This is a genomic window from Bradyrhizobium sp. MV1.5 (genome assembly GCF_055807615.1).
Genome location: NZ_JBVVPL010000035.1, coordinates 1 through 18,820 on the forward strand (window position 1 = coordinate 1; position 18,820 = coordinate 18,820).

The 18,820-nt window shown below is 65.8% G+C and carries 15 protein-coding genes; 7 read left to right on the forward strand and 8 right to left on the reverse strand.

Annotated features, from left to right (window positions below):
• Positions 1 to 131: 131 nt before the first annotated feature.
• Entirely contained in the window at positions 132 to 1,199 is a 1,068-nt protein-coding gene (locus tag AC0L2J_RS26660; protein WP_473395011.1) for an acyltransferase family protein, read from the reverse strand.
• A 193-nt stretch (positions 1,200 to 1,392) separates the two neighbouring features.
• Here AC0L2J_RS26660 and AC0L2J_RS26665 point away from each other — a divergent pair, with 193 nt between their 5' ends.
• The 3 genes from AC0L2J_RS26665 (at position 1,393) to AC0L2J_RS26675 (ending at position 7,156) form a co-directional block, all read left to right on the forward strand.
• Positions 1,393 to 2,709 (forward strand): UDP-glucose dehydrogenase family protein, encoded by a 1,317-nt coding sequence (locus AC0L2J_RS26665; protein ID WP_473395012.1) that lies wholly within the window; start codon positions 1,393 to 1,395, stop codon positions 2,707 to 2,709.
• 146 nt (positions 2,710 to 2,855) lie between these two features.
• On the forward strand, positions 2,856 to 5,333 hold the full coding sequence (hrpB, locus tag AC0L2J_RS26670; protein WP_473395013.1) for an ATP-dependent helicase HrpB: 2,478 nt from the start codon (positions 2,856 to 2,858) through the stop codon (positions 5,331 to 5,333).
• 179 nt (positions 5,334 to 5,512) lie between these two features.
• Complete coding sequence (locus tag AC0L2J_RS26675) at positions 5,513 to 7,156, forward strand: lysine--tRNA ligase (RefSeq protein WP_473395014.1); 1,644 nt, start codon at positions 5,513 to 5,515, stop codon at positions 7,154 to 7,156.
• A 132-nt stretch (positions 7,157 to 7,288) separates the two neighbouring features.
• Here AC0L2J_RS26675 and AC0L2J_RS26680 read toward each other — a convergent pair whose 3' ends face one another.
• Positions 7,289 to 8,041: a carbonic anhydrase gene (locus tag AC0L2J_RS26680; protein WP_473395015.1), complete on the reverse strand. Its 753-nt coding sequence runs from the start codon at positions 8,039 to 8,041 to the stop codon at positions 7,289 to 7,291.
• Between the two features lie 139 nt (positions 8,042 to 8,180).
• Positions 8,181 to 8,834, reverse strand: coding sequence for a S24 family peptidase (locus tag AC0L2J_RS26685; RefSeq protein ID WP_473395016.1), 654 nt, complete (start codon positions 8,832 to 8,834; stop codon positions 8,181 to 8,183).
• Positions 8,835 to 9,123: 289 nt separating this feature from the next.
• Between AC0L2J_RS26685 and AC0L2J_RS26690 the strand changes: the two genes are divergently transcribed.
• A complete protein-coding gene (locus AC0L2J_RS26690) occupies positions 9,124 to 9,468 on the forward strand; it encodes a DUF952 domain-containing protein (protein WP_473395017.1) in 345 nt (114 codons plus the stop codon).
• Positions 9,465 to 10,562, forward strand: a complete 1,098-nt coding sequence (locus AC0L2J_RS26695) for a quinone-dependent dihydroorotate dehydrogenase (protein WP_473395018.1) — start codon at positions 9,465 to 9,467, stop codon at positions 10,560 to 10,562. Before AC0L2J_RS26690 ends, AC0L2J_RS26695 begins: the two co-directional genes overlap by 4 nt.
• A 99-nt stretch (positions 10,563 to 10,661) precedes the next feature.
• On the opposite strand, the gene AC0L2J_RS26700 is transcribed toward AC0L2J_RS26695, so the two are convergent.
• The 5 genes from AC0L2J_RS26700 to AC0L2J_RS26720 form a co-directional block, all read right to left on the reverse strand.
• Entirely contained in the window at positions 10,662 to 11,993 is a 1,332-nt protein-coding gene (locus AC0L2J_RS26700; RefSeq protein ID WP_473395019.1) for an MATE family efflux transporter, read from the reverse strand.
• Between the two features lies 1 nt (position 11,994).
• Positions 11,995 to 12,729 (reverse strand): MBL fold metallo-hydrolase, encoded by a 735-nt coding sequence (locus tag AC0L2J_RS26705; RefSeq protein ID WP_473395020.1) that lies wholly within the window; start codon positions 12,727 to 12,729, stop codon positions 11,995 to 11,997.
• 78 nt (positions 12,730 to 12,807) lie between these two features.
• Positions 12,808 to 13,110: a DUF6460 domain-containing protein gene (locus AC0L2J_RS26710; RefSeq protein ID WP_063994549.1), complete on the reverse strand. Its 303-nt coding sequence runs from the start codon at positions 13,108 to 13,110 to the stop codon at positions 12,808 to 12,810.
• 313 nt (positions 13,111 to 13,423) lie between these two features.
• Positions 13,424 to 15,301, reverse strand: a complete 1,878-nt coding sequence (locus AC0L2J_RS26715) for an ATP-dependent DNA ligase (RefSeq protein WP_473395021.1) — start codon at positions 15,299 to 15,301, stop codon at positions 13,424 to 13,426.
• Positions 15,298 to 16,335 (reverse strand): ligase-associated DNA damage response exonuclease, encoded by a 1,038-nt coding sequence (locus AC0L2J_RS26720; RefSeq protein WP_473395022.1) that lies wholly within the window; start codon positions 16,333 to 16,335, stop codon positions 15,298 to 15,300. Before AC0L2J_RS26720 ends, AC0L2J_RS26715 begins: the two co-directional genes overlap by 4 nt.
• A gap of 65 nt (positions 16,336 to 16,400) precedes the next feature.
• Between AC0L2J_RS26720 and AC0L2J_RS26725 the strand changes: the two genes are divergently transcribed.
• Both AC0L2J_RS26725 and AC0L2J_RS26730 read left to right on the forward strand, forming a co-directional pair.
• Entirely contained in the window at positions 16,401 to 17,327 is a 927-nt protein-coding gene (locus AC0L2J_RS26725; protein WP_473395023.1) for a class I SAM-dependent DNA methyltransferase, read from the forward strand.
• 114 nt (positions 17,328 to 17,441) lie between these two features.
• A complete protein-coding gene (locus tag AC0L2J_RS26730) occupies positions 17,442 to 18,671 on the forward strand; it encodes an ABC transporter substrate-binding protein (protein WP_473395024.1) in 1,230 nt (409 codons plus the stop codon).
• Positions 18,672 to 18,820: the final 149 nt, after the last annotated feature.

An 18,820-nucleotide genomic window follows, 5' to 3' on the forward strand; every position in this document is an offset into this window, starting at 1 on the left:
CCCCCCCCCCCCCCCCCCCCCCCCCCCCCCCCCCCCCCCCCCCCCCCCCCCCCCCCCCCCCCCCCCCCCCCCCGCGGGGGGGGGGGGGGGGGGCCCCCCCCCCCCCCCGCCCCACGACATCGAGAGGGTGGCTATTCCGCCGCCTGCAGCACCGGCCCTGTCTTCTTCGGCGCGATCCAGAACGCATCGGGCCGCTCGAACAGGAAGTTGCCGCCCAGGCGCAGAGTGATCTGCCAGATTGCGAGCGAGCCGATCACGCCGGCGATGGTCACGATCAGCGATACCGCACCGATGTCGGGAATGATGCCCGTGCGCAATAGCAGCGTCCGTGTCGCCGCCATCGGCAGGAAGAAGGCGAGATAGATCACGATCGAATGCTCGCCGCAGAAGCGGAAGACGTTCAGCCATTGCGCGCGCGCGAGCAGCGTGCCCATCGTGATGATGGCGCAGGCGCCGGCGAAGCCGAGCACGAGCGATACGAATTTCCACTCGCTGGCCCCAAGCGTAACGAGGCCGGCATTGACCAGCGCCCATGCCGCGAGTGCTGCCAGCGCCCATGCCGGATGATTGCGCGCGCGGTCCGACAGCGCGAACACGTAGGGCGCGAACAGATAGCCCGAATAGAAATAGACGAAACGCGCGCAGTACTCGTCGATCGCGGTCCAGCCGGTTGCGACACGCGCCGTCTCCAGCGCGGCCGCGATCAGCCAGATCGCGGGCGGCGGGACCAGCCGTGTCAGTTTTGTGACGACGAAGAAGATCGGCAGGAGGTAGATGAACCACAGCGTGCCGAACGGCTCGACGAAAGATTCCAGATATAGCAAGCCGGCGTCGCGCCAGCTCGTTTCCGCCGCGAAGGCAGGAGCCTTGAAGCCGAACTGGATTGTCACCCAGACGACATAGAAATAGGCGAAATGCACCACCTTGCGGTCGAGATAGGTTCGCCAGTCCCGGTCGATCACCAGTGATAGGAACAGGCCTGAAATCAGGAAGAAATCCGGCATCCGGAACGGCTTTGCGAAAGCCACCACGACATGCATGAAGCCGGTCTCGCCGGCGGCAAGCTCGACCCCCAGCACCGAATGCATCATCACGACCATGACGATGCAGATGCCCTTGGCGTAATCGACCCAATCGACACGCGCAGCAGACGGGGCCTTGAGTCCCCCGCTCGCGGCGATTGTGCCTGATAGTGCCATGGTGTCTCTTTTCGAGGCGTGTTCCGCCGGGATCTGTGTGAACGCGGAGCAGTTTGGCGCCTTGCGGCTTACGATTGCTTAACTGGTACAAGTGCTGTGCCGTTTTTTGTACGCGGGCTGTTCCCTCACCCCGGTAAAATGCTAAACCGCCTTGGAATTGCGGTTTCGTTAACCAAGCCAAACAGGGTTTTTCATGCGCATTGCTATGATCGGCACGGGCTATGTGGGACTGGTGTCCGGGGCCTGCTTTGCGGATTTCGGTCACGACGTCATCTGCGTCGACAAGGACGAGAAGAAAATCGCGGCCCTTCATCGCGGCGAGATCCCGATCTACGAGCCCGGGCTCGAAGAGCTGGTTGCGACCAACGTCAAGGCCAAGCGGCTGGAGTTCACCACCGATTTGTCCAAGCCGGTCGCGGATGCCGATGCCGTGTTCATCGCGGTTGGCACGCCGTCGCGCCGCGGCGACGGCCACGCCGATCTGTCCTACGTCTATGCGGCCGCGAAAGAGATCGCGCAGTCGCTGTCCGGCTTCACCGTCGTGGTGACCAAGTCGACCGTGCCGGTCGGCACCGGCGACGAGGTCGAGCGCATTATCCGCGAGACCAATCCCAAAGCCGACGTCGTCGTCGCCTCGAACCCCGAATTCCTGCGCGAGGGCGCGGCGATCCGCGACTTCAAATTCCCCGACCGCATCGTCGTCGGCACCTCCGACGAGCGCGGCCGCAAGGTGATGAGCGACATCTATCGGCCGCTGTCGCTGAACCAGGCGCCGTTGATGTTCACGGAACGCCGCACCGCCGAGATGATCAAATACGCCGCCAACGCCTTCCTCGCGACCAAGATCACCTTCATCAACGAGATCGCGGACCTTTCGGAAAAGGCCGGCGCCAACGTGCAGGAGGTCGCGCGCGGCATTGGCCTGGACAACCGCATCGGTACCAAGTTCCTGCATGCCGGTCCCGGCTTTGGCGGCTCGTGCTTCCCGAAGGACACCAAGGCGCTGATCAAGATCGCGCAGGACTACGATGTGAGCCTTCGCATCGTCGAATCCGTGCTCGCGGTCAACGAGAACCGCAAGCGCGCGATGGCGCGAAAAGTGAGCCAGGCGCTCGGCGGCTCGCTGCGCGGCAAGACCATCGCCGTGCTCGGCCTCACCTTCAAGCCTGACACCGACGACATGCGCGATGCGCCGTCGATCCCGCTGGTCACGGGCCTGATCGACATGGGCGCCAAGGTGAAGGCTTTCGATCCCGTCGGCATGGAGCAGGCGAAGGGTGAGCTGCCCAGCATCACTTATTGCGAGGACGCCTATTCCTGCGCGGAAGGCGCCGATGCGATCGTCATCGTCACCGAATGGGTCCAGTTCCGCGCGCTCGACCTCGACCGGCTGAAAGCGACCATGGCGCAGCCCGTCATCGTCGACTTGCGCAACATCTACCGCCCCGAGGAGATGGCTGCGGCCGGTTTCGTCTATGAGAGCGTGGGGCGGCCGCCGGCGCAGGGCTAGCGATCCAACGTCGCAACGATTCCGTCATGGCCGGGCTTGTCCCGGCCATCCACGTCTGTTTTCTAGTGTGACGACGTGGATGCCCGGCGGCTTCCGTGCGCAGACGCGCCTCACGCTCTTGCCCGGGCATGACGAATGGACAGGCCTTGCCCCGCAGTTTCGACACGCCCCTCCCGATCGATGCCGTGCTCGACGAGCTCTCGCGCACGCTGGAGGCGCATCATGCCGCCGTGCTGGTGGCGCCCCCGGGCGCCGGCAAGACTACGCGCGTGCCACTGGCGCTGCTCGATGCCCCCTGGGCCAAAGGCAAGAAGATCATCGTGCTGGAGCCACGGCGCATCGCGGCGCGCGCCAGCGCCGACCGCATGGCCAAATCGCTGGGCGAACGCGCCGGCGAGACTGTCGGCTATCGCGTCCGCTTCGGCTCGAAGATATCGCGCGCGACCCGCATCGAGGTGGTGACGGAGGGTATCTTCACCCGCCAGATTCTCGACGATCCCGAGCTGTCGGGCATCGCCGCCGTCCTGTTCGACGAATTCCACGAGCGCTCGCTCGACGCCGACATGGGCCTCGCGCTGGCGCGCGATGCACAAACCGGCCTGCGCGAGGATTTGCGCATCCTCGTGATGTCGGCCACGCTCGATGGCGCCCGCGTGGCAAAATTGCTCGGCGAAGCGCCCGTCGTCGAAAGCGAAGGCCGCGCCTTTCCAGTCGAGACGCGCTATCTCGGCCGCAAGGCGGATGTGCCGGTGGAGCGGCAGATGGCGGACGCGATCGCCTCGGCGCTGCGGGCCGATGCCGGCTCGGTGCTGGCGTTCCTGCCGGGCGCCGCCGAAATCCGCCGCACCCAGAGCCTCCTCGCCGAGCGCGTGCAGGATTCCAGCATCGAAATCGTGCCGCTGTTCGGCGCGCTCGACGCCGCCGTGCAGGATCGTGCCATCTCGCCGGCACCCAAGGGCACGCGCAAGGTGGTGCTGGCGACCTCGATCGCGGAGACCTCGCTCACCATCGAGGGCGTGCGCATCGTGGTCGATTCCGGTCTTGCCCGCGTGCCGCGCTACGAGCCCGACATCGGCCTGACCCGGCTCGAGACCGTGCGCGTCTCGCGCGCGGCGGCGGACCAGCGCCGCGGCCGCGCCGGCCGCACCGAGCCCGGTGTCTGCTACCGGCTCTGGGACGAACCTCAGACAGCCTCGCTCGCGCCCTACACCCAGCCCGAGATCCTCAGCGCCGATCTGTCCTCGCTGGTGCTCGATCTCGCGCAATGGGGCGTCGCCGATCCTGCCGCACTGTCGTTTCTCGACCCGCCGCCGCAGCCGGCCTGGAAGGAAGCAAAAAGCCTGCTCTCCGAGCTCAACGCGCTCGATGGCGATGGCCGCATCACCGCGGAAGGCAAGAGCCTGCGCGCGCTGGCGCTGCCGCCGCGGCTCGCGCGCATGATCGTGGATTCGCATCGTGCCGGCGAGGGCGAAGCCGCCGCCGAGATCGCTGCCATCATCACCGAGCGCGGGCTCGGCGGCGACAGCGTCGATCTCGAGCACCGGCGGGATCAGTTCCGCCGCGACCGTTCCCCGCGTGCCGCAAGCGCGCGCGACCTCGCGCGGCGCTGGGCCTCGCAGGTGGCGGCGTCAGAGAAGGCGGCGATCGGAGAAGCTGGCCTCTCGACCGGCCTGATGCTGGCCTACGCCTTCCCGGATCGCGTCGCGCGCAACCGCGGCAACGGCAGCTTCGTGCTCGCCAATGGCCGTGGTGCCGCCGTCGATCAGACCTCGTCACTCGCGCGCGCCCCCTATATCGCGATCGGCGAGATGACAGGCACGGCGGCGAGCGGACGCATTCTGCTCGCAGCGCAAATCTCGCAGGACGAGATCGAGCGGCATTTCGCCGAGCATATCGAATCCGTCGAGGAGATATCGTTCGATCGCGGCGCGATGGCGCTGCGGGCGCGGCGCAAGCGCGCGCTGCACGCGATCACGCTCTCCGAGGCGACACTCGCCGTATCGCCCTCGGAGGACACTGCGCGCATCTTCGCCGACGGACTCATTGCCGCCGGCCTCGACCGGCTGCCCTGGTCGAAGGCCGCCAAACAATGGCGCGATCGCGTGATATTTTTGCGCAAGGCCGAGGGCGACAGCTGGCCCGACCTCTCGGACGACGGGTTGATCACGCGGCGCGACGACTGGCTGGTGCCGGCGCTCTACGACAAGATCGCGCTGAAGGATATCTCCGCCGGCGATCTCTCCGACGCGCTGACGGCATTGTTGCCGTGGGAGATGCGCGCGCGGCTCGACCGCGAGGCGCCGACGCATTTCGAGGCGCCGACCGGCAGCGTGCTCGCCATCGACTATGAAGCCGAGCAGGGGCCGACCATCGCGGTACGGCTCCAGGAATTGTTCGGCCTCAACACCCATCCCTCGATCGCCGCCGGCAAGGTGCCGCTGGTGCTGGAACTGCTGTCGCCGGCGCAGCGCCCGGTGCAGGTGACGCGCGATCTCCCTGGTTTCTGGCGCGGCAGCTACAGTGCCGTGCGCTCCGATTTGCGCGGCCGCTACCCGCGCCATCCCTGGCCGGAAGATCCGGCGAATGCGCTGCCGACCCGGCGGGTCAAGCCGCGCGGGACGTGAGGCGGAGTGGGGCTGTTTATCGCGGTAAATGGCGGTTCTGGGTTCGTCGATGAGCTCTCGTTTATGCGCTGCGGAGGCGCTCCGAACGAGCGAAAGCGTCACAGCTCTCAGGATGAGGGTCTCACAAAATTGCATTCTGCCCGGAAATCGCTATTTTCCGCGGCCCGGAGGCCCCTTAGATGTCCGTTATCGATCTTGCCGCGAACCCGAGCGATCTGCGTGCGCTCGCCGAACAATCCAACGCCTGGCCGTTCGAGCAGGCGAAGGCCATTGTCGCGCGGCTGAAGAAAAGCCCGAAGGACGAGGTGCTGTTCGAGACCGGCTACGGGCCATCAGGCCTGCCGCATATCGGCACCTTCGGCGAGGTCGCGCGCACCTCGATGGTGCGGCACGCTTTTCATGTGCTGACCGAGAACAAGATCAAGACCCGCCTGCTCGCGTTCTCCGACGACATGGACGGGTTTCGGAAGGTGCCCGACAACGTCCCCAACAAGGAGATGCTGGCCGCGCATCTCGGCAAGCCGCTGACGCGCGTGCCGGATCCGTTCTCCAACGAGTACCCCTCGTTCGGGCACCACAACAATGCGCGGCTGCGCGCCTTCCTCGATCATTTCGGCTTCGACTACGAGTTCGCGAGCTCGACCGACTATTATACATCCGGCCGTTTCGACGCGACGCTGCTCAAGATGTTAGCTGCCTACGACAAGGTGATGGCGATCATCCTGCCGACGCTCGGGCCCGACCGTCGCGCGACCTATTCGCCGTTCCTGCCCATCAGCAAGACCACCGGTGTCGTGCTGCAGGTGCCGATGATCCGCCGCGACGTCGCCGCCGGCACGGTGACCTATGTCGATCCCGATACCAACCAGGAAGTCGAGACGCCGGTCACCGGCGGCAACGTCAAGTGCCAGTGGAAGGCCGATTGGGCGATGCGGTGGGTCGCGCTCGGCGTCGACTACGAGATGGCCGGCAAGGACCTTATCGACTCGGTCAAACTCTCCGGCGCGATCGCGAGGGCGCTCGGCGCCACGCCGCCGGAGGGCTTCAACTATGAGCTCTTCCTCGATGACAAGGGCCAGAAGATATCGAAGTCGAAGGGCAATGGGCTGACCATCGACGAATGGCTGCGCTACGCCTCGCCGGAATCGCTGTCGCTGTTCATGTACCGCGAGCCGAAGGCGGCCAAGCGGCTGTATTTCGACGTCATCCCGCGCAACGTCGACGACTACCAGCAGTTCATCGACGGCTTTGCCAGGCAGGACGCCAGGCAGCAGCTCGGCAATCCGGTCTGGCACGTTCACAGCGGCCATCCGCCGAAGTTCGACATGCCCGTCACGTTCCAGCTCTTGCTGACGCTGGTGTCGTCGTCGAATGCGGAGAATGCCGAGACGCTGTGGGGTTTCATTGGCCGCTATCGGCCCGGCGTGAGCCCACAGACGCATCCCAAGCTCGATGCGATGGTCGGCTATGCCATCAACTACTACCGCGACTTCGTCGCGCCGACGAAGACGTTCCGCGAACCGACCGGGACCGAGCGCGCGGCGCTGCAGGATTTGCGTGACGCGCTATCGCAGCTTCCGCAGGACGCCTCGGCCGAGGACATCCAGAACGTCGTCTACGAGATCGGCCGCCGCGAGCCGTTCCTCGACCAGGTCAAGAAGGGCAAGGACGGCCGTCCCGGCGTGACACTCGACTGGTTCAACATGCTCTACCAGGTGCTGCTCGGCCAGGAAAAGGGCCCGCGCTTCGGCTCCTTTGTCGCGGTGTATGGCGTGCAGAACGCGGTCAACATGATCGACGGCGCGCTGGCGCGGAGTGCGTGAGGCGACCGCTTCCGTTGTAGCGAACTCGTAGCCCGGATGAGCGAAGCGACATCCGGGGTTTTCGCTAGCTAGCCGCACCAGCGGTCCCGGATGTCGCTTTGCTCATCCGGGCTACGGACCTTCAGCCCCGGCTCAGATCGACCGCAGCACGTAGCGCCGGTTGTCCTTCTGCACCGGGCGCGCGTTCATCGGATAGAGCTTTGCGAACGCGGCGACATCGGTGGCCGACACCTGGATCGGGTTGGTCAGCAGCAGCCATTCGACGACCTCCGAACAGGGCGGCGTCGTCAGCGAGCCGGGATAGCGGAAGTAGCTGAGCCTCGTGGGCAGCATGGCGTGGGGATCGATGGTCGTGTCCGCCTTCACCGCGGGGCCTTCCGCGGCCGGCATGGTCTTGACGATCTTGCCGAAGGCCGGGTTCGGCTTGCCCTCGGCCATCAGCACGCCGACCACGGCGAGCCCGCCGGCATCGTTGCGGTGAACGAAATGCGCCTCCATCGGAAAATTCTTGCCGCCGATCATGTGCTCGCTCGGGCGGTGGAAATGCACCTGGAGCAGCTTGTATTTGACCTCGCCGAGCGTGAGCGTGCTGCCCTCGGTGAAGTTGAGCTGGATCGTGTGCCCGTTGTTGACGATGGTGTCGGCGCTCTTGCCCCAGTTCAGCTTCAGCGCGGGCAATTGCGATTTGACCGTCGCCTCGATGTCGATCGGCGATTGTTGCAGGCCGACTGCGCAGGCCTTGTTGGCCGCGTCGAGATCGCCCCATTTGGCCGGCGCGCCGACGCCCTCATAGCTCCAATGCGCACCTTCGGCGGCGAAGGCCGGCTTGCAGAGCGGACAAAGCGCAAGACCCGCGAGGGCCTTCAATGCGTGACGGCGATTCATCATATTCCCCCTAACATGAACTTGCCCGGCAATGAGTGGCCGCAACCTATGCGAGAGAGATGTTGAGTCGCAAGGCTGTCTGCGGCGGATGCGGCGCGGCTGAAATCATCGCCGGTCACGACGCGCAAGTGAGACGCGATCACTGGATTGCCCACACGATCCGGGCGATCCAGCCGACCTCGCTCGCCGCCATCCTGCGCTCGGCCTGGGAGGCATCGAGCGGCTGCAACTCCAGAGCTTTTGTCGTGCGGCGCTTCAGCGTCGCCACCGTCACCTCGCCAGTCTTGGTCTTCACCACCACGCGATCCCCTTTGTGAATCGGCGCGCCGGGCGCGACCAGGATAATGTCGCCGTCGCGATAGGCAGGCGCAAGCGCTTCGCCGGTAATCTGCAGCGCGAAGCTGTGGTTGCCTTCGACGGCGGGAAGGGCAAATTCGGTCCAGCCTTTGCCGATGGGAAAGCCGGACTCGTCGAAGGCGCCGCTCACGCCTGCCAGCGCGAAGCGGAGCAGCGGCACCGAGCGGCCGCCGCCTGCCTCGTCGCCGACCAGCCTGGCAAAAATGTCGATCGAGGAATCTGCCGCCGCCAGCGCTTTCGCGATCGATTCGGTCGAGGGCCAGCGCTCGCGGCCGTCGGAGGTGACGCGCTTGGACTTGTTGAAGGTGGTGGGATCGAGTCCGGCGCGTTTGGCGAGGCCCGACGGCGACAGGCCGGCGCGCGCCGCCAGCCGATCCAGTGCACCCCAGATCCGGTCGTGAGTGAGCATTCTCTGCGCTTTGGCCTGCCTGACCATGAAAGGTCCAGCCCGTCGCAACTCAGGAAAACTATCCTCGAATCAACCGGTTTTCCGCTTTTTGCGCAAGGGGCGCAGTGAGCGTGTTTTCAAGCGAACCGGATACCGGTTCGCGCCAGGAATGCGTCAAAACAGGAATTTGGAGCCCTGCTTCGATTTCATCGGAGCGGAAATGGCTCTAAGTCTTGAGTTCGGAGGGGGCGGCCATTACGGTCGCGCCCGGGTTTCAGGGACCCGCACGACCCAAAAACCCCAAAAGACTCAACGAGCAAACAGGGCTGCGTAAGCGGTGGTCAAGATCTACAAAATCTGTCCGGCCTCGGCCTGGCGCGAGGCGGAACGGCAGGGTGTCTACCGCGGCAGCGCGGGCGATTTGCGCGACGGATTCATCCATTTTTCGACCGCCGCCCAGGTTCCCGAGACACTGCGCAAGCATTATCTCGGGCAGCGCGCGCTGTTCCTGGTCGAGGTCGACGGCGACGCGCTCGGCAGCGCATTGCGCTGGGAGCGTTCGCGCAATGAGGAGCTGTTTCCGCATCTTTATGGCGAGCTCGATCTCGGCGCGGTGATTGCCGTGATGAACCTCAACACGCGCTCCGACGGCGGCCACGATGTTCCGGAGCTTGTCCCGTGATCCGCGCTTTCGACGCTCTCTCGCTGCCGGTGTTGCGTTGGCTCGATCCCGAGGATGCGCATCGCCTCGCGATCCAGGGCCTGCGCTTCCTGCCGCCGGGCAAGCCGCACGCTGACGATCCCAAGCTTGCGGTGCGTGCGTTCGGGCTCAACTTCCCCAATCCGATCGGCATGGCCGCGGGCTTCGACAAGAGCGCCGAAGTGCCGGATGCGCTGCTGCGGCTCGGCTTCGGCTTTGTCGAGATCGGCTCGGTGACGCCGAAGCCGCAAAGCGGCAATCCGCGACCGCGGCTGTTTCGTCTGGAGCGCGACGAGGCCGTGATCAATCGCATGGGCTTCAACAATGACGGCGCGGAGACAGCGCTGCGCCGGCTCGCGGCGCGCGCGCAGCACGGCGGCATCGTCGGCGTCAATGTCGGCGCCAACAAGGACTCGCCTGATCGCGTCAATGATTACGTCAAGCTGATCGAGACCTTTGCGCCGGTCGCGAGCTATTTCACCGTCAACGTCTCCTCGCCGAACACGCCGGGCCTGCGCAATCTGCAGGAAGGCGCGCTGCTCGACGATCTCCTCGCCAGGGTGATCGACGCGCGCCAGCGGGTGCGCGAGAGCGCCGGCGACACGCCGGTGCTGCTCAAGATCGCACCGGATTTGAGCCTCGCCCAGCTCGACGACGTCGTGCAGGTCGCGCGCTCGCGCCGGGTCGACGGCATGATCGTGTCGAACACGACGATCGCGCGGCCGAGCACGCTGCGCGAGGAGATGCGCGCGAAGGAGCAGGGCGGCCTGTCCGGCCGGCCCCTGTTCCGGCTATCAACGCGGATGGTCGCGGAGACCTATGTGCGCGTCGAGGGCGCATTCCCCCTGATCGGCGTCGGCGGCGTGGATTCTGGCGGCGCCGCGCTGACGAAGATCCGCGCCGGCGCGAGCCTGATCCAGCTCTATTCCTCGCTGGTCTACAAGGGCCTCGGCCTCGTCGACGAGATCAAGCGCGATCTCGCCTCGACGCTCCTGCGGACGGGGCGGGATTCTCTCTCCGAGATCGTCGGCTCCGACGCCGCCACGCTGACGGCGGAAGACTGGCCGGGGATGTAGTTCGCGCCGCGTAGCCCGGATGGAGCGCAGCGCAATCCGGGATTCTATCCGCGGACGCGAAGGCCCCGGATTACGCTTTCGCTCCATCCGGGCTACGCGTTACAGCGACTGCTTCGAAAACGTCTTCCTGTACAGCGCCGGATAGCGCGCGGCCTGCAAGCCGCCGCGCGAGACGTAGGAGGCGATCAGCGCACTCCACAGCCCGGCATTGCCGAACGATTGCAGCGCCCACCATGCGGCGAGGAAGATCGCGAGCGAGGCCAGCATCAGATTGCGCATCTCGCGCGCCCAGGTCGCGCCGATATAGATTCCGTCGAAGCCGAAGGCGAACACGCCGGGAATCGGCGCGAGCACGACGAAGGGCAGGAATTCCCGCGCGCCGCGACGGACGGCTTCGCTCGTCGTCATGAAATCGATCAAGTTCGGCCCGAACAGCGCAAACAGCGCGGACACGACCAGCGCGAAGCCGAGCCCCCATAGCAGCACCAGCCGGGTCGAATCCGCAAATCCCCTGGCGTCGCGTGCGCCGAGCGTACGGCCGCAAAGCTGCTGGGCTGCGTTCGCAAGACCATCGAGGAAGAAGGCGCTGACCAGCAGAAAATTGTTGAGCACGGAATTGGCCGCCAGCGTGACGTCGCCGGCCCGCGCGCCCTTGGCGGTGAAAAACAGGAATACGGCGATCAGCGCCGCGGTGCGGATCAGGATGTCGGAATTCACCGCCAATAGCCGCATCAGCTTGGCCCGGTCGAACAGTTCTGCGTACGGTACCGCGAACCCGCCCACCGCATAGCGGCGGCAGACGATCATGCCGAGCCCGAATCCTGCCACTTCAGACAGCAGCGCGGCGATCGCAGCACCCGCGATGCCGGTGTCGTAGACCAGCACCAGCAGGATCGTCGCCGCCGCGTTGACGAGATTGATGACAACCTGGAGCGCGAGCGCCGGATTGGCGCGAGCCTGGCCGACCAGCCAGCCGAGGATGACGTAATTGGCGAGCGCCAGCGGCGCCGACCAGATTCGGATCACGAAGTAGGTTTTCGCCGCGCGCGTGACGCCTTCGCTGCCGCCCATCAGGTCGAGCAGCACGGAGGCCAGTGGCAGTTGCAGCGCGATCAGGGCTACGCCGATCAGGCCGGCCACGATGAAGCCGCGCACCAGGATCGCGGTCAGCTCGCGCGTCTCGCCGGCGCCGAGCGCCTGCGCGGTGAAGGCGAGCGTGCTCATGCGCAGGAAGCCGAACAGCCAGAACAGGCAATCGAAGATGACGGACGCGATGGCGACGCCGCCGAGCAGCGCGGCATCGTCCAGCCGTCCGATCGCGGTGGTCGAGACCACGCCGATCAACGGCGTGGTGAGATTCGCGACCATCGCGGGGCCCGCGATGGCGAAGACCTGACGGGAACCGATCTTCAAGTGAACGGGTGCGTGCATGTCAGAACACGAGCACCATGCCGTCTTCGGCGGCGAGGTGGGCGATGTCGTCGAGGCGCGACAGCACGTCTTCGCTCATATGGGTGAGCACGAGGCGTTTTGCGCCGATTTCGGGAAGGTGCTGTTCCAAGGTCTTCAGGCTGAGGTGATTCTTGACCACCTTCTCGTACATATAGGCTTCGGCGATGAAAAGGTCGGCGCCATGCGCCAGCGGAATGAGCGTCTCCGTCCATTCGGTATCGGCGCTGTAGGCCAGGACGCGGCCTTCCGCTTCGACGCGATAGGCGAGGAACGGTCCGCCGGATTCGCCGTGCACGACGGGATAGGGCGTCACCGTCACCGCGCCGAAGCTTTGGCTCTGCTCCGGCACGAACTCGACGACGGACAGCTCGAAGCGCTGTTTCGTCTTCGAGGAGTGCTCGAACAGAACCTCCATCACCGCACGCAGCCGCGTCTCGATGCCCTTGGGGCCGGCGATCGTGAGCGGCCGCGTCCGCCGCGAGAATTGCGCGTCCAGCAGGACAAACGGCAGCCCGGCAAAATGGTCGCCGTGGAAATGCGTGATCAGGATGAGATCGATCTCATTGCGGTCGATCTCCAGTCGCTTCAGCGCCGGCAGAGCCGACGCGCCGCAATCGATCAGGACATTGACCTCGCGCCCCGAGACGTGAAAGCAGGTGTTGAGCCTGCCGCCGGATCCGAAGGCGTCGCCGCAGCCGACAAAGCGCAATTGCATCGGCTGCTGGCTCCCTAGAGCATGATCCGGAAAAGTGTGGAGCGGTTTTCCGACAAGGTCATGCTCAAAACTAACGACTTACCTGCGGGGCGCGCCGAAAACGCGCATCAGCAGCCAGATCGGAATCACGATCACGGCGCCGAGCAGGAAGTAGCGCCACAGCCAGTTCACGGTATCGAAGCCGAGATCCCACAAACGCTGGAAGAGAAGACGAATGCTGTAGATGATATTCCAGGGATCGAAGCCGATCGCCGCCAGCACGACGCCGACGAGGATCGAGAGCAGCACCAGGCGAAACGCGACCGCCAACGGCGAGCCGCCGAGAAAGCGGTTCAGGCCGTCACTGCGGCCGGCCGGCAAATCTCTGACGTCGTGGGCCATCTCAAACTCCTCAGGGGATTCGAGCCTATCATAGGGCAAGGCGGGGGACATGGGGAACCCGTGAGGGGGCGTCAATCGGCTTACGGGATTTTAATTCGGGCAGGGCGGGTACGCCTTGGTTGCGGGATGATCGTGCCGCAAGCTCGCTGCGACCTCTCCCGCTTGCGGGAAAGGTCGCGCAAGGCGCGGGTGAGGGCTCTCTCTTCTTGGGGATTCCCAATGTGGAGGCACCCTCTCCCCGACCCTCTCCCGCAAGCGGGCGAGGGAGCGCACCTGCCGGGTGGCTGCACCTGGGCTCTAACTCCGTCTCCCCTCACGCCTCAATCTCCGCCGCCTCCGCCTTCAGCATCTTTTCCAGCGTTTCCAGCCGGTCGGCCTCCCGCGGCGGCTTGTCCCAGCGCAGCCGGCTGATGCGGGGGAAGCGCATCGCGACGCCGGATTTGTGCCGCGGCGAACGCTGCAGCCCCTCGAAGGCGACCTCCAGCACCAAGCCCTTGTCGGGCTCGTGCACGACGTGGCGGACGGGACCGAATTTTTCGGTGGTATTGCGACGCACGAAGCGGTCGATCTGGAGCAGCTCCTCGTCAGTGAAGCCGAAATAGGCTTTTCCGACCGGCACCAGTTCGTCACTGCCCGCGCCTGCGGTCCAGACGCCGAAGGTGTAGTCGGAATAGTAGGACGAGCGCTTGCCGTGGCCGCGCTGCGCATACATCAGCACGGCGTCGATGATGTGCGGATCGCGCTTCCACTTCCACCACTGTCCCTTCGGCCGTCCCGGCAAATAGGGTGCATCGCGCCGCTTCAGCATCACGCCTTCGACGGCGTCCGCGTCTTCGCCCGCACCGGCGCTCGCGGGATCGGCGCGTGCGGCGGTCAGCGCCTCCCAGCTTGCGAAGGCGACGGTGGGCGACAGATCGATGCGGGGATCGTCAAGCTTGCCGATGAAGGTCTCAAGCCGCTCGCGACGTTCCGTGAACGGCAATTCGCGCAAATCGTTCTCGTCGTCGCCGAGCAGATCGTAGGCGCGCAGATGAATCGGAAACTCCTTGATCAGCTTCGGAGACACGACCTTGCGGTTCAGCCGCTGCTGCAAAACATTGAAACTCTGCACGCGCCCTTCGCGCAGGATCAGAAGCTCGCCGTCGATGGCGCCGGGTAGCCGCAGCGACGGCACGAGGTCCGGAAAGCTTCCGGTGATGTCCTCGCCGGTGCGCGAATAGAGCCGCGCGGTGATGCGGCCGTGCTCGTCGCGGCCCGCCACCGCCTGCACGCGGATGCCGTCCCATTTCCATTCAGCGATGTAGTCGGCGGGATCGAGCGCGGCGAAATCCGTGTCTTCGATCGCATGCGCCAGCATCACCGGGCGAAACGGCGCGGGATCGCGATTGACCGGCTTGTCGCCGCGGCCTTCCAGCCAGGCGAACAGGTCGAGATAGGGTGGCGCGAGACCAGGCCAGATCAGCTCCACCTCATGCGGATCCTTGTCACCGAGCGCAGCGGCCGCGGTCTTGGCCAGACGCGCGGAGATACCGATGCGCAATGCGCCGGTGACGAGCTTCAACAGCGCCCAGCGACCGGTCTCGTCCAGCTCGTCGAGCCAGCGCTCGAGTTGCTTCGGCAGCTCGGTCTTGCCGAGGGTGCGCAGCGTGGTGACGACCTCGGTCAGCGTCGGCGGCGGCGGGTTGTTGTGGTTGCGCGGGCGGAAGGACTCTCCAGCATCTCGCCCGGAGTACCCCCCTCCCTGACCCTCCCCCACAAGGGGGGAGGGAACGGAGAGAGCCGTGCGTCCACCACTTTGGGAATGGTTGTCAGTTGTCGCGCTCACTGACAGCGGCGCGCGCAACTGCGCTCCCTCCCCCCTTGTGGGGGAGGGCGGGGGAGAGGGGTGGCTCGGAAAAGACTCGCCGTTGTTTGCGCTGCGCTTCGGCCACATCAGCGCGATCGTCTCGGAGAGATCGCCGACATAATCGTAACTCAGTCCGAACAGCACCGGATCGGTGCGCGAGGCGATCAGGTCGCGGATCAGCGCGGGCTTGGCGTGCTTGAAGCTCAGCGCGCCGGTCAGCGCCGCCAGGGCATAGCCGCGGTCGGGATCGGCGACCTCGCGAAAATAGCTGGTGATCAGCCGCAGCTTGTTGTTGCGGCCGGGCTCGTAGGCGAGGCGGTCGAGAAGCTCGGCGAAGCGGTTCATGCTTCGGCCTCGTCAGCGAGCGGCGTCTCGGTCTCCTCCTCGTCGCCATAGCCGACGAGATCGAGCGGTCGCGCCCGCAAACCCTTGCTTTGGCACCAATGCACCAGCGCGTCTTCCTGGCCATGGGTAACCCAGATCTCGCCGGCGCCGGTCGCGGCGATCGTGGCGGTGAGGCCGTCCCAATCGGCGTGATCCGAGATCACCAGCGGCAGCTCGATGCCGCGCTGCCGCGCGCGGGCGCGCACCCGCATCCAGCCGGAGGCGAATGCCGTGACGGGATCGGGAAACCGGCGGGTCCAGAGATCGGATGTCGCAGAGGGCGGCGCCAGCGTGATGGTGCCGGCCAGCGCCGCCTTCTTCACGCCCTTCACCGGCCGCAACTCGCCGAGCTCGATTCCGCGGCTCTGATAGTAATGCGTGATCTTCTCCATCGCGCCATGCAGATAGATCGGCGCATCGTAACCCGCCTGGCGCAGCAGCGCGATCACGCGCTGGGCTTTGCCGAGCGAATAGGCGCCGACGAGATGCGCGCGCTCCGGAAACAGCGTCACCGACGCCAGCAGCTTCTTGACCTCGTCGGCCGCATCGCCATGGCGAAACACCGGCAGGCCGAACGTCGCCTCGGTGATGAAGACGTCGCAGGGCACCAGCTCGAACGGCGTGCAGGTCGGGTCTGGTGCGTCCTTGTAGTCGCCCGAGGCGACGATGCAGGTGTCCTTGCAGCTGACCGCGACCTGCGCCGAACCGAGCACATGGCCGGCCGGGTGAAACTTGACGCGGACATCGCCGAGCCGGATCTCCTCGCCATAGCGGATCGCCTGCGTCGAGCCGGCGAAATTCTCGCCGTAGCGCAGCCGCATCATGTCCAGCGTTTCCTGTGTCGCAAGCACCGCGCCGTGGCCGGCGCGGGCATGGTCGGAATGGCCGTGGGTGATCACGGCCCGCTCGACCGGGCGGACGGGGTCGATATGGAAGCCGCCGGGCTTGCAGCATAGGCCGGCGGCAACTGGCAGCAGGATGTCTTGCGGACGCATGCCTGCTATATAGGTTGCGACCCCGCATCTTCGAGTCATCACCGCTTCGTTCCCTGGTTCCCCCAATGCCCCTGCGCCTGTTCCTGACCTCCGGCGATCTCATGGCCGACCGCCGCTTCGAGTTCGCGCGCGACCTCCAGCTCAAGGGCGATCTGGCGGCGGCGGCCGACCTGCTGGAGCAGACCATCGAGCTTGCGCCGAATTTCACCTCGGCCTGGTTCACGCTCGGCGAGATCCGCGCGCAACTCGGCGAGCGCCAAAAGGCCATTGCGGCCTTTCGCAAATCGCGCGAGTCCGATCCGAGCGATCAGCACGGCGCTCATCTGCATCTGATACGCCTCGGCGACGCGCAATTGTCCGAGATGCCCAAGGCCTATGTGCAGGCCTTGTTCGATCAATACGCGCCGCGCTTCGAACACGTGCTGATCAACGATCTCGGCTATCGCGCCCCGTCGCTGATCTTCAAGGCGGTGGTGGCTGCCCGCGTCGCCGCGAAGAAGCCCTCCCTGTTCAAGCGCGCCATCGATCTCGGCTGCGGTACGGGGCTTGCGGCCGCCGCCTTCGCAAAACAGGTCGACCAATTCATCGGCATCGATCTGTCGCCCGGCATGGTCAAGGAGGCGCGCGCAACGGGCCTCTATGCCGAGCTCGACGTCGCCGACATGATCGAGGGCCTGCGCAGCAGGGGCGAGGCGAGTGCAAATCTCGTCGTCGCTGCCGATGCGTTCGTCTATCTCCCCGATCTCGCGCCGGTGCTCAGTGAGGCCAGGCGCGTGCTCGAGCCCGGTGGCGTGCTTGCGTTCACGCTGGAGACCCATGACGGCAGCGGCATCGTTCTCGGCGAAGGCCTGCGCTATGCCCATTCGGCGGAATATGTGCGCGATGCGATGGCGCAGGCCGGCCTCAAGCTCCTGACATTGGAGCGGGCCTCGCCACGGACCGAGAACAACGAGCCGGTGCGCGGCCTCGTCGTGGTCACCGAGAAAACTTGAGTCTAGGCGCTATAAGCGGCGCTTTGAGCGTCATTGCGTCGCAAAGCGGTGACTTCCCACTTGCGACACGTGCCGCGATGCCAGCACAATGTCCTCGCTAGGGAGAAACACACAATGACGAAGAATCCATCGCGGCGCGATTTCAGCGCCGCCGCGCTCGCCACCATCGCGGCATCCACCTTGCCCGCGCCCTACGTCTGGGCCGCGGAGAAGAAATACGACGCCGGCGCCAGCGACACCGAGATCAAGATCGGGCAGACCGTGCCGCATTCCGGCCCCGGCTCGCTCTACGGCGTGCTCGGGCGCGTCGGCGAAGCCTATTTCCAGATGCTGAACGAGAAGGGCGGCATCAACGGACGCAAGGTTAAATTCCTCACCATGGACGATGCCTACAGCGCGCCGAAATGCGTCGAGGCGACGCGGCGCCTGGTCGAGCAGGAAGAGGTGCTCGCGCTCTACGGCTCGCTCGGCACCGCCCCGCAGACCGCCGTGCACAAATACCTGAACTCGAAGGGCGTGCCGCAGCTGCTGCTGAACACCGGCGCGTCGAAGTGGAATAACCCGAAAGAGTTCAAATGGACCATGGCGGGCCTGCCGCTCTATCCGACCGAGGCGCGCATCCTGGCGCGTCACGTCGTCAGCGTGAAGCCGAACGCGAAGGTCGGCATCCTCTACCAGAACGACGATTTCGGCCGCGACTTCCTCGGCCCCTTCAAGAAGGTCTTGGAAGACGCCGGCGGCACCGCCAAGGTGATCATGGAGCAGACCTACGATCTGACCGATCCGACGGTCGATTCCCAGCTCATCAACCTCTCGAAATCGGGTACGGACGTCTTCTACAACATCTCCACCGGCAAGGCGTCGTCGCAGTCGATCCGGAAAGTGGCCGAGCTCGGCTGGAAGCCGCTGCAGCTGCTGTCGGCCGGCTCGACCGGCCGCTCGATCCTCAATGCCGCGGGCCTGGAGAACGCCGCCGGCATCGTCGCCATCCGCTACAACAAGGAGGTCGGCCTGCCCAAATGGGAGAAGGACCCCGACGTGATGGCGTTCGAGGAGCTGCGCAAGAAGTACACGCCGGCGATCGATCAGGACAACACCATCGCCTTCGCCGGCTACGGCCAGGCCGTCACCATGGGCGAGATCCTGCGCCGCTGCGGCGACGAGCTCACCCGCGCCAACGTGCTGAAGCAGGCCTCGACCCTCGCGGGTTTCCACTCGCCCTATTTCCTCGACGGCGTCACCTACAGCTACACGCCGGAGAACTACACGCCGATGAAGACGCTCTTCATCTCCACCTTCACCGGCAAGGACTGGGACATCTCCGACAAGCCGATGTCGGAGTAGGGTGGCGTACGCCGCTGTCTCTTCCCCTCTCCCCGCCTGCGGGGAGAGGGTAGGGTTGGGGGGGGCCTCCGCGGGGGCGGCAGCAGGTGCCCATGCGGATGGGGGGCCCCCCCCCCCGCGCGGGGCCGCGGGGGGCGCCGCCCCCCCCC

What these genes read in the sequence shown, in the direction of transcription:
- AC0L2J_RS26715 (WP_473395021.1), bottom strand. Translation starts at nt 15,301, where the DNA reads ATGAACCGCTTCGCCGAGCTTCTCGACCGCCTCGCCTACGAGCCCGGC.
- AC0L2J_RS26710 (WP_063994549.1), bottom strand. Translation starts at nt 13,110, where the DNA reads ATGGCCCACGACGTCAGAGATTTGCCGGCCGGCCGCAGTGACGGCCTG.
- AC0L2J_RS26705 (WP_473395020.1), bottom strand. Translation starts at nt 12,729, where the DNA reads ATGCAATTGCGCTTTGTCGGCTGCGGCGACGCCTTCGGATCCGGCGGC.
- AC0L2J_RS26725 (WP_473395023.1), top strand. Translation starts at nt 16,401, where the DNA reads ATGCCCCTGCGCCTGTTCCTGACCTCCGGCGATCTCATGGCCGACCGC.
- AC0L2J_RS26720 (WP_473395022.1), bottom strand. Translation starts at nt 16,335, where the DNA reads ATGCGTCCGCAAGACATCCTGCTGCCAGTTGCCGCCGGCCTATGCTGC.
- AC0L2J_RS26675 (WP_473395014.1), top strand. Translation starts at nt 5,513, where the DNA reads ATGTCCGTTATCGATCTTGCCGCGAACCCGAGCGATCTGCGTGCGCTC.
- AC0L2J_RS26680 (WP_473395015.1), bottom strand. Translation starts at nt 8,041, where the DNA reads ATGAATCGCCGTCACGCATTGAAGGCCCTCGCGGGTCTTGCGCTTTGT.
- AC0L2J_RS26700 (WP_473395019.1), bottom strand. Translation starts at nt 11,993, where the DNA reads ATGCACGCACCCGTTCACTTGAAGATCGGTTCCCGTCAGGTCTTCGCC.
- AC0L2J_RS26660 (WP_473395011.1), bottom strand. Translation starts at nt 1,199, where the DNA reads ATGGCACTATCAGGCACAATCGCCGCGAGCGGGGGACTCAAGGCCCCG.
- AC0L2J_RS26685 (WP_473395016.1), bottom strand. Translation starts at nt 8,834, where the DNA reads ATGGTCAGGCAGGCCAAAGCGCAGAGAATGCTCACTCACGACCGGATC.
- AC0L2J_RS26730 (WP_473395024.1), top strand. Translation starts at nt 17,442, where the DNA reads ATGACGAAGAATCCATCGCGGCGCGATTTCAGCGCCGCCGCGCTCGCC.
- AC0L2J_RS26665 (WP_473395012.1), top strand. Translation starts at nt 1,393, where the DNA reads ATGCGCATTGCTATGATCGGCACGGGCTATGTGGGACTGGTGTCCGGG.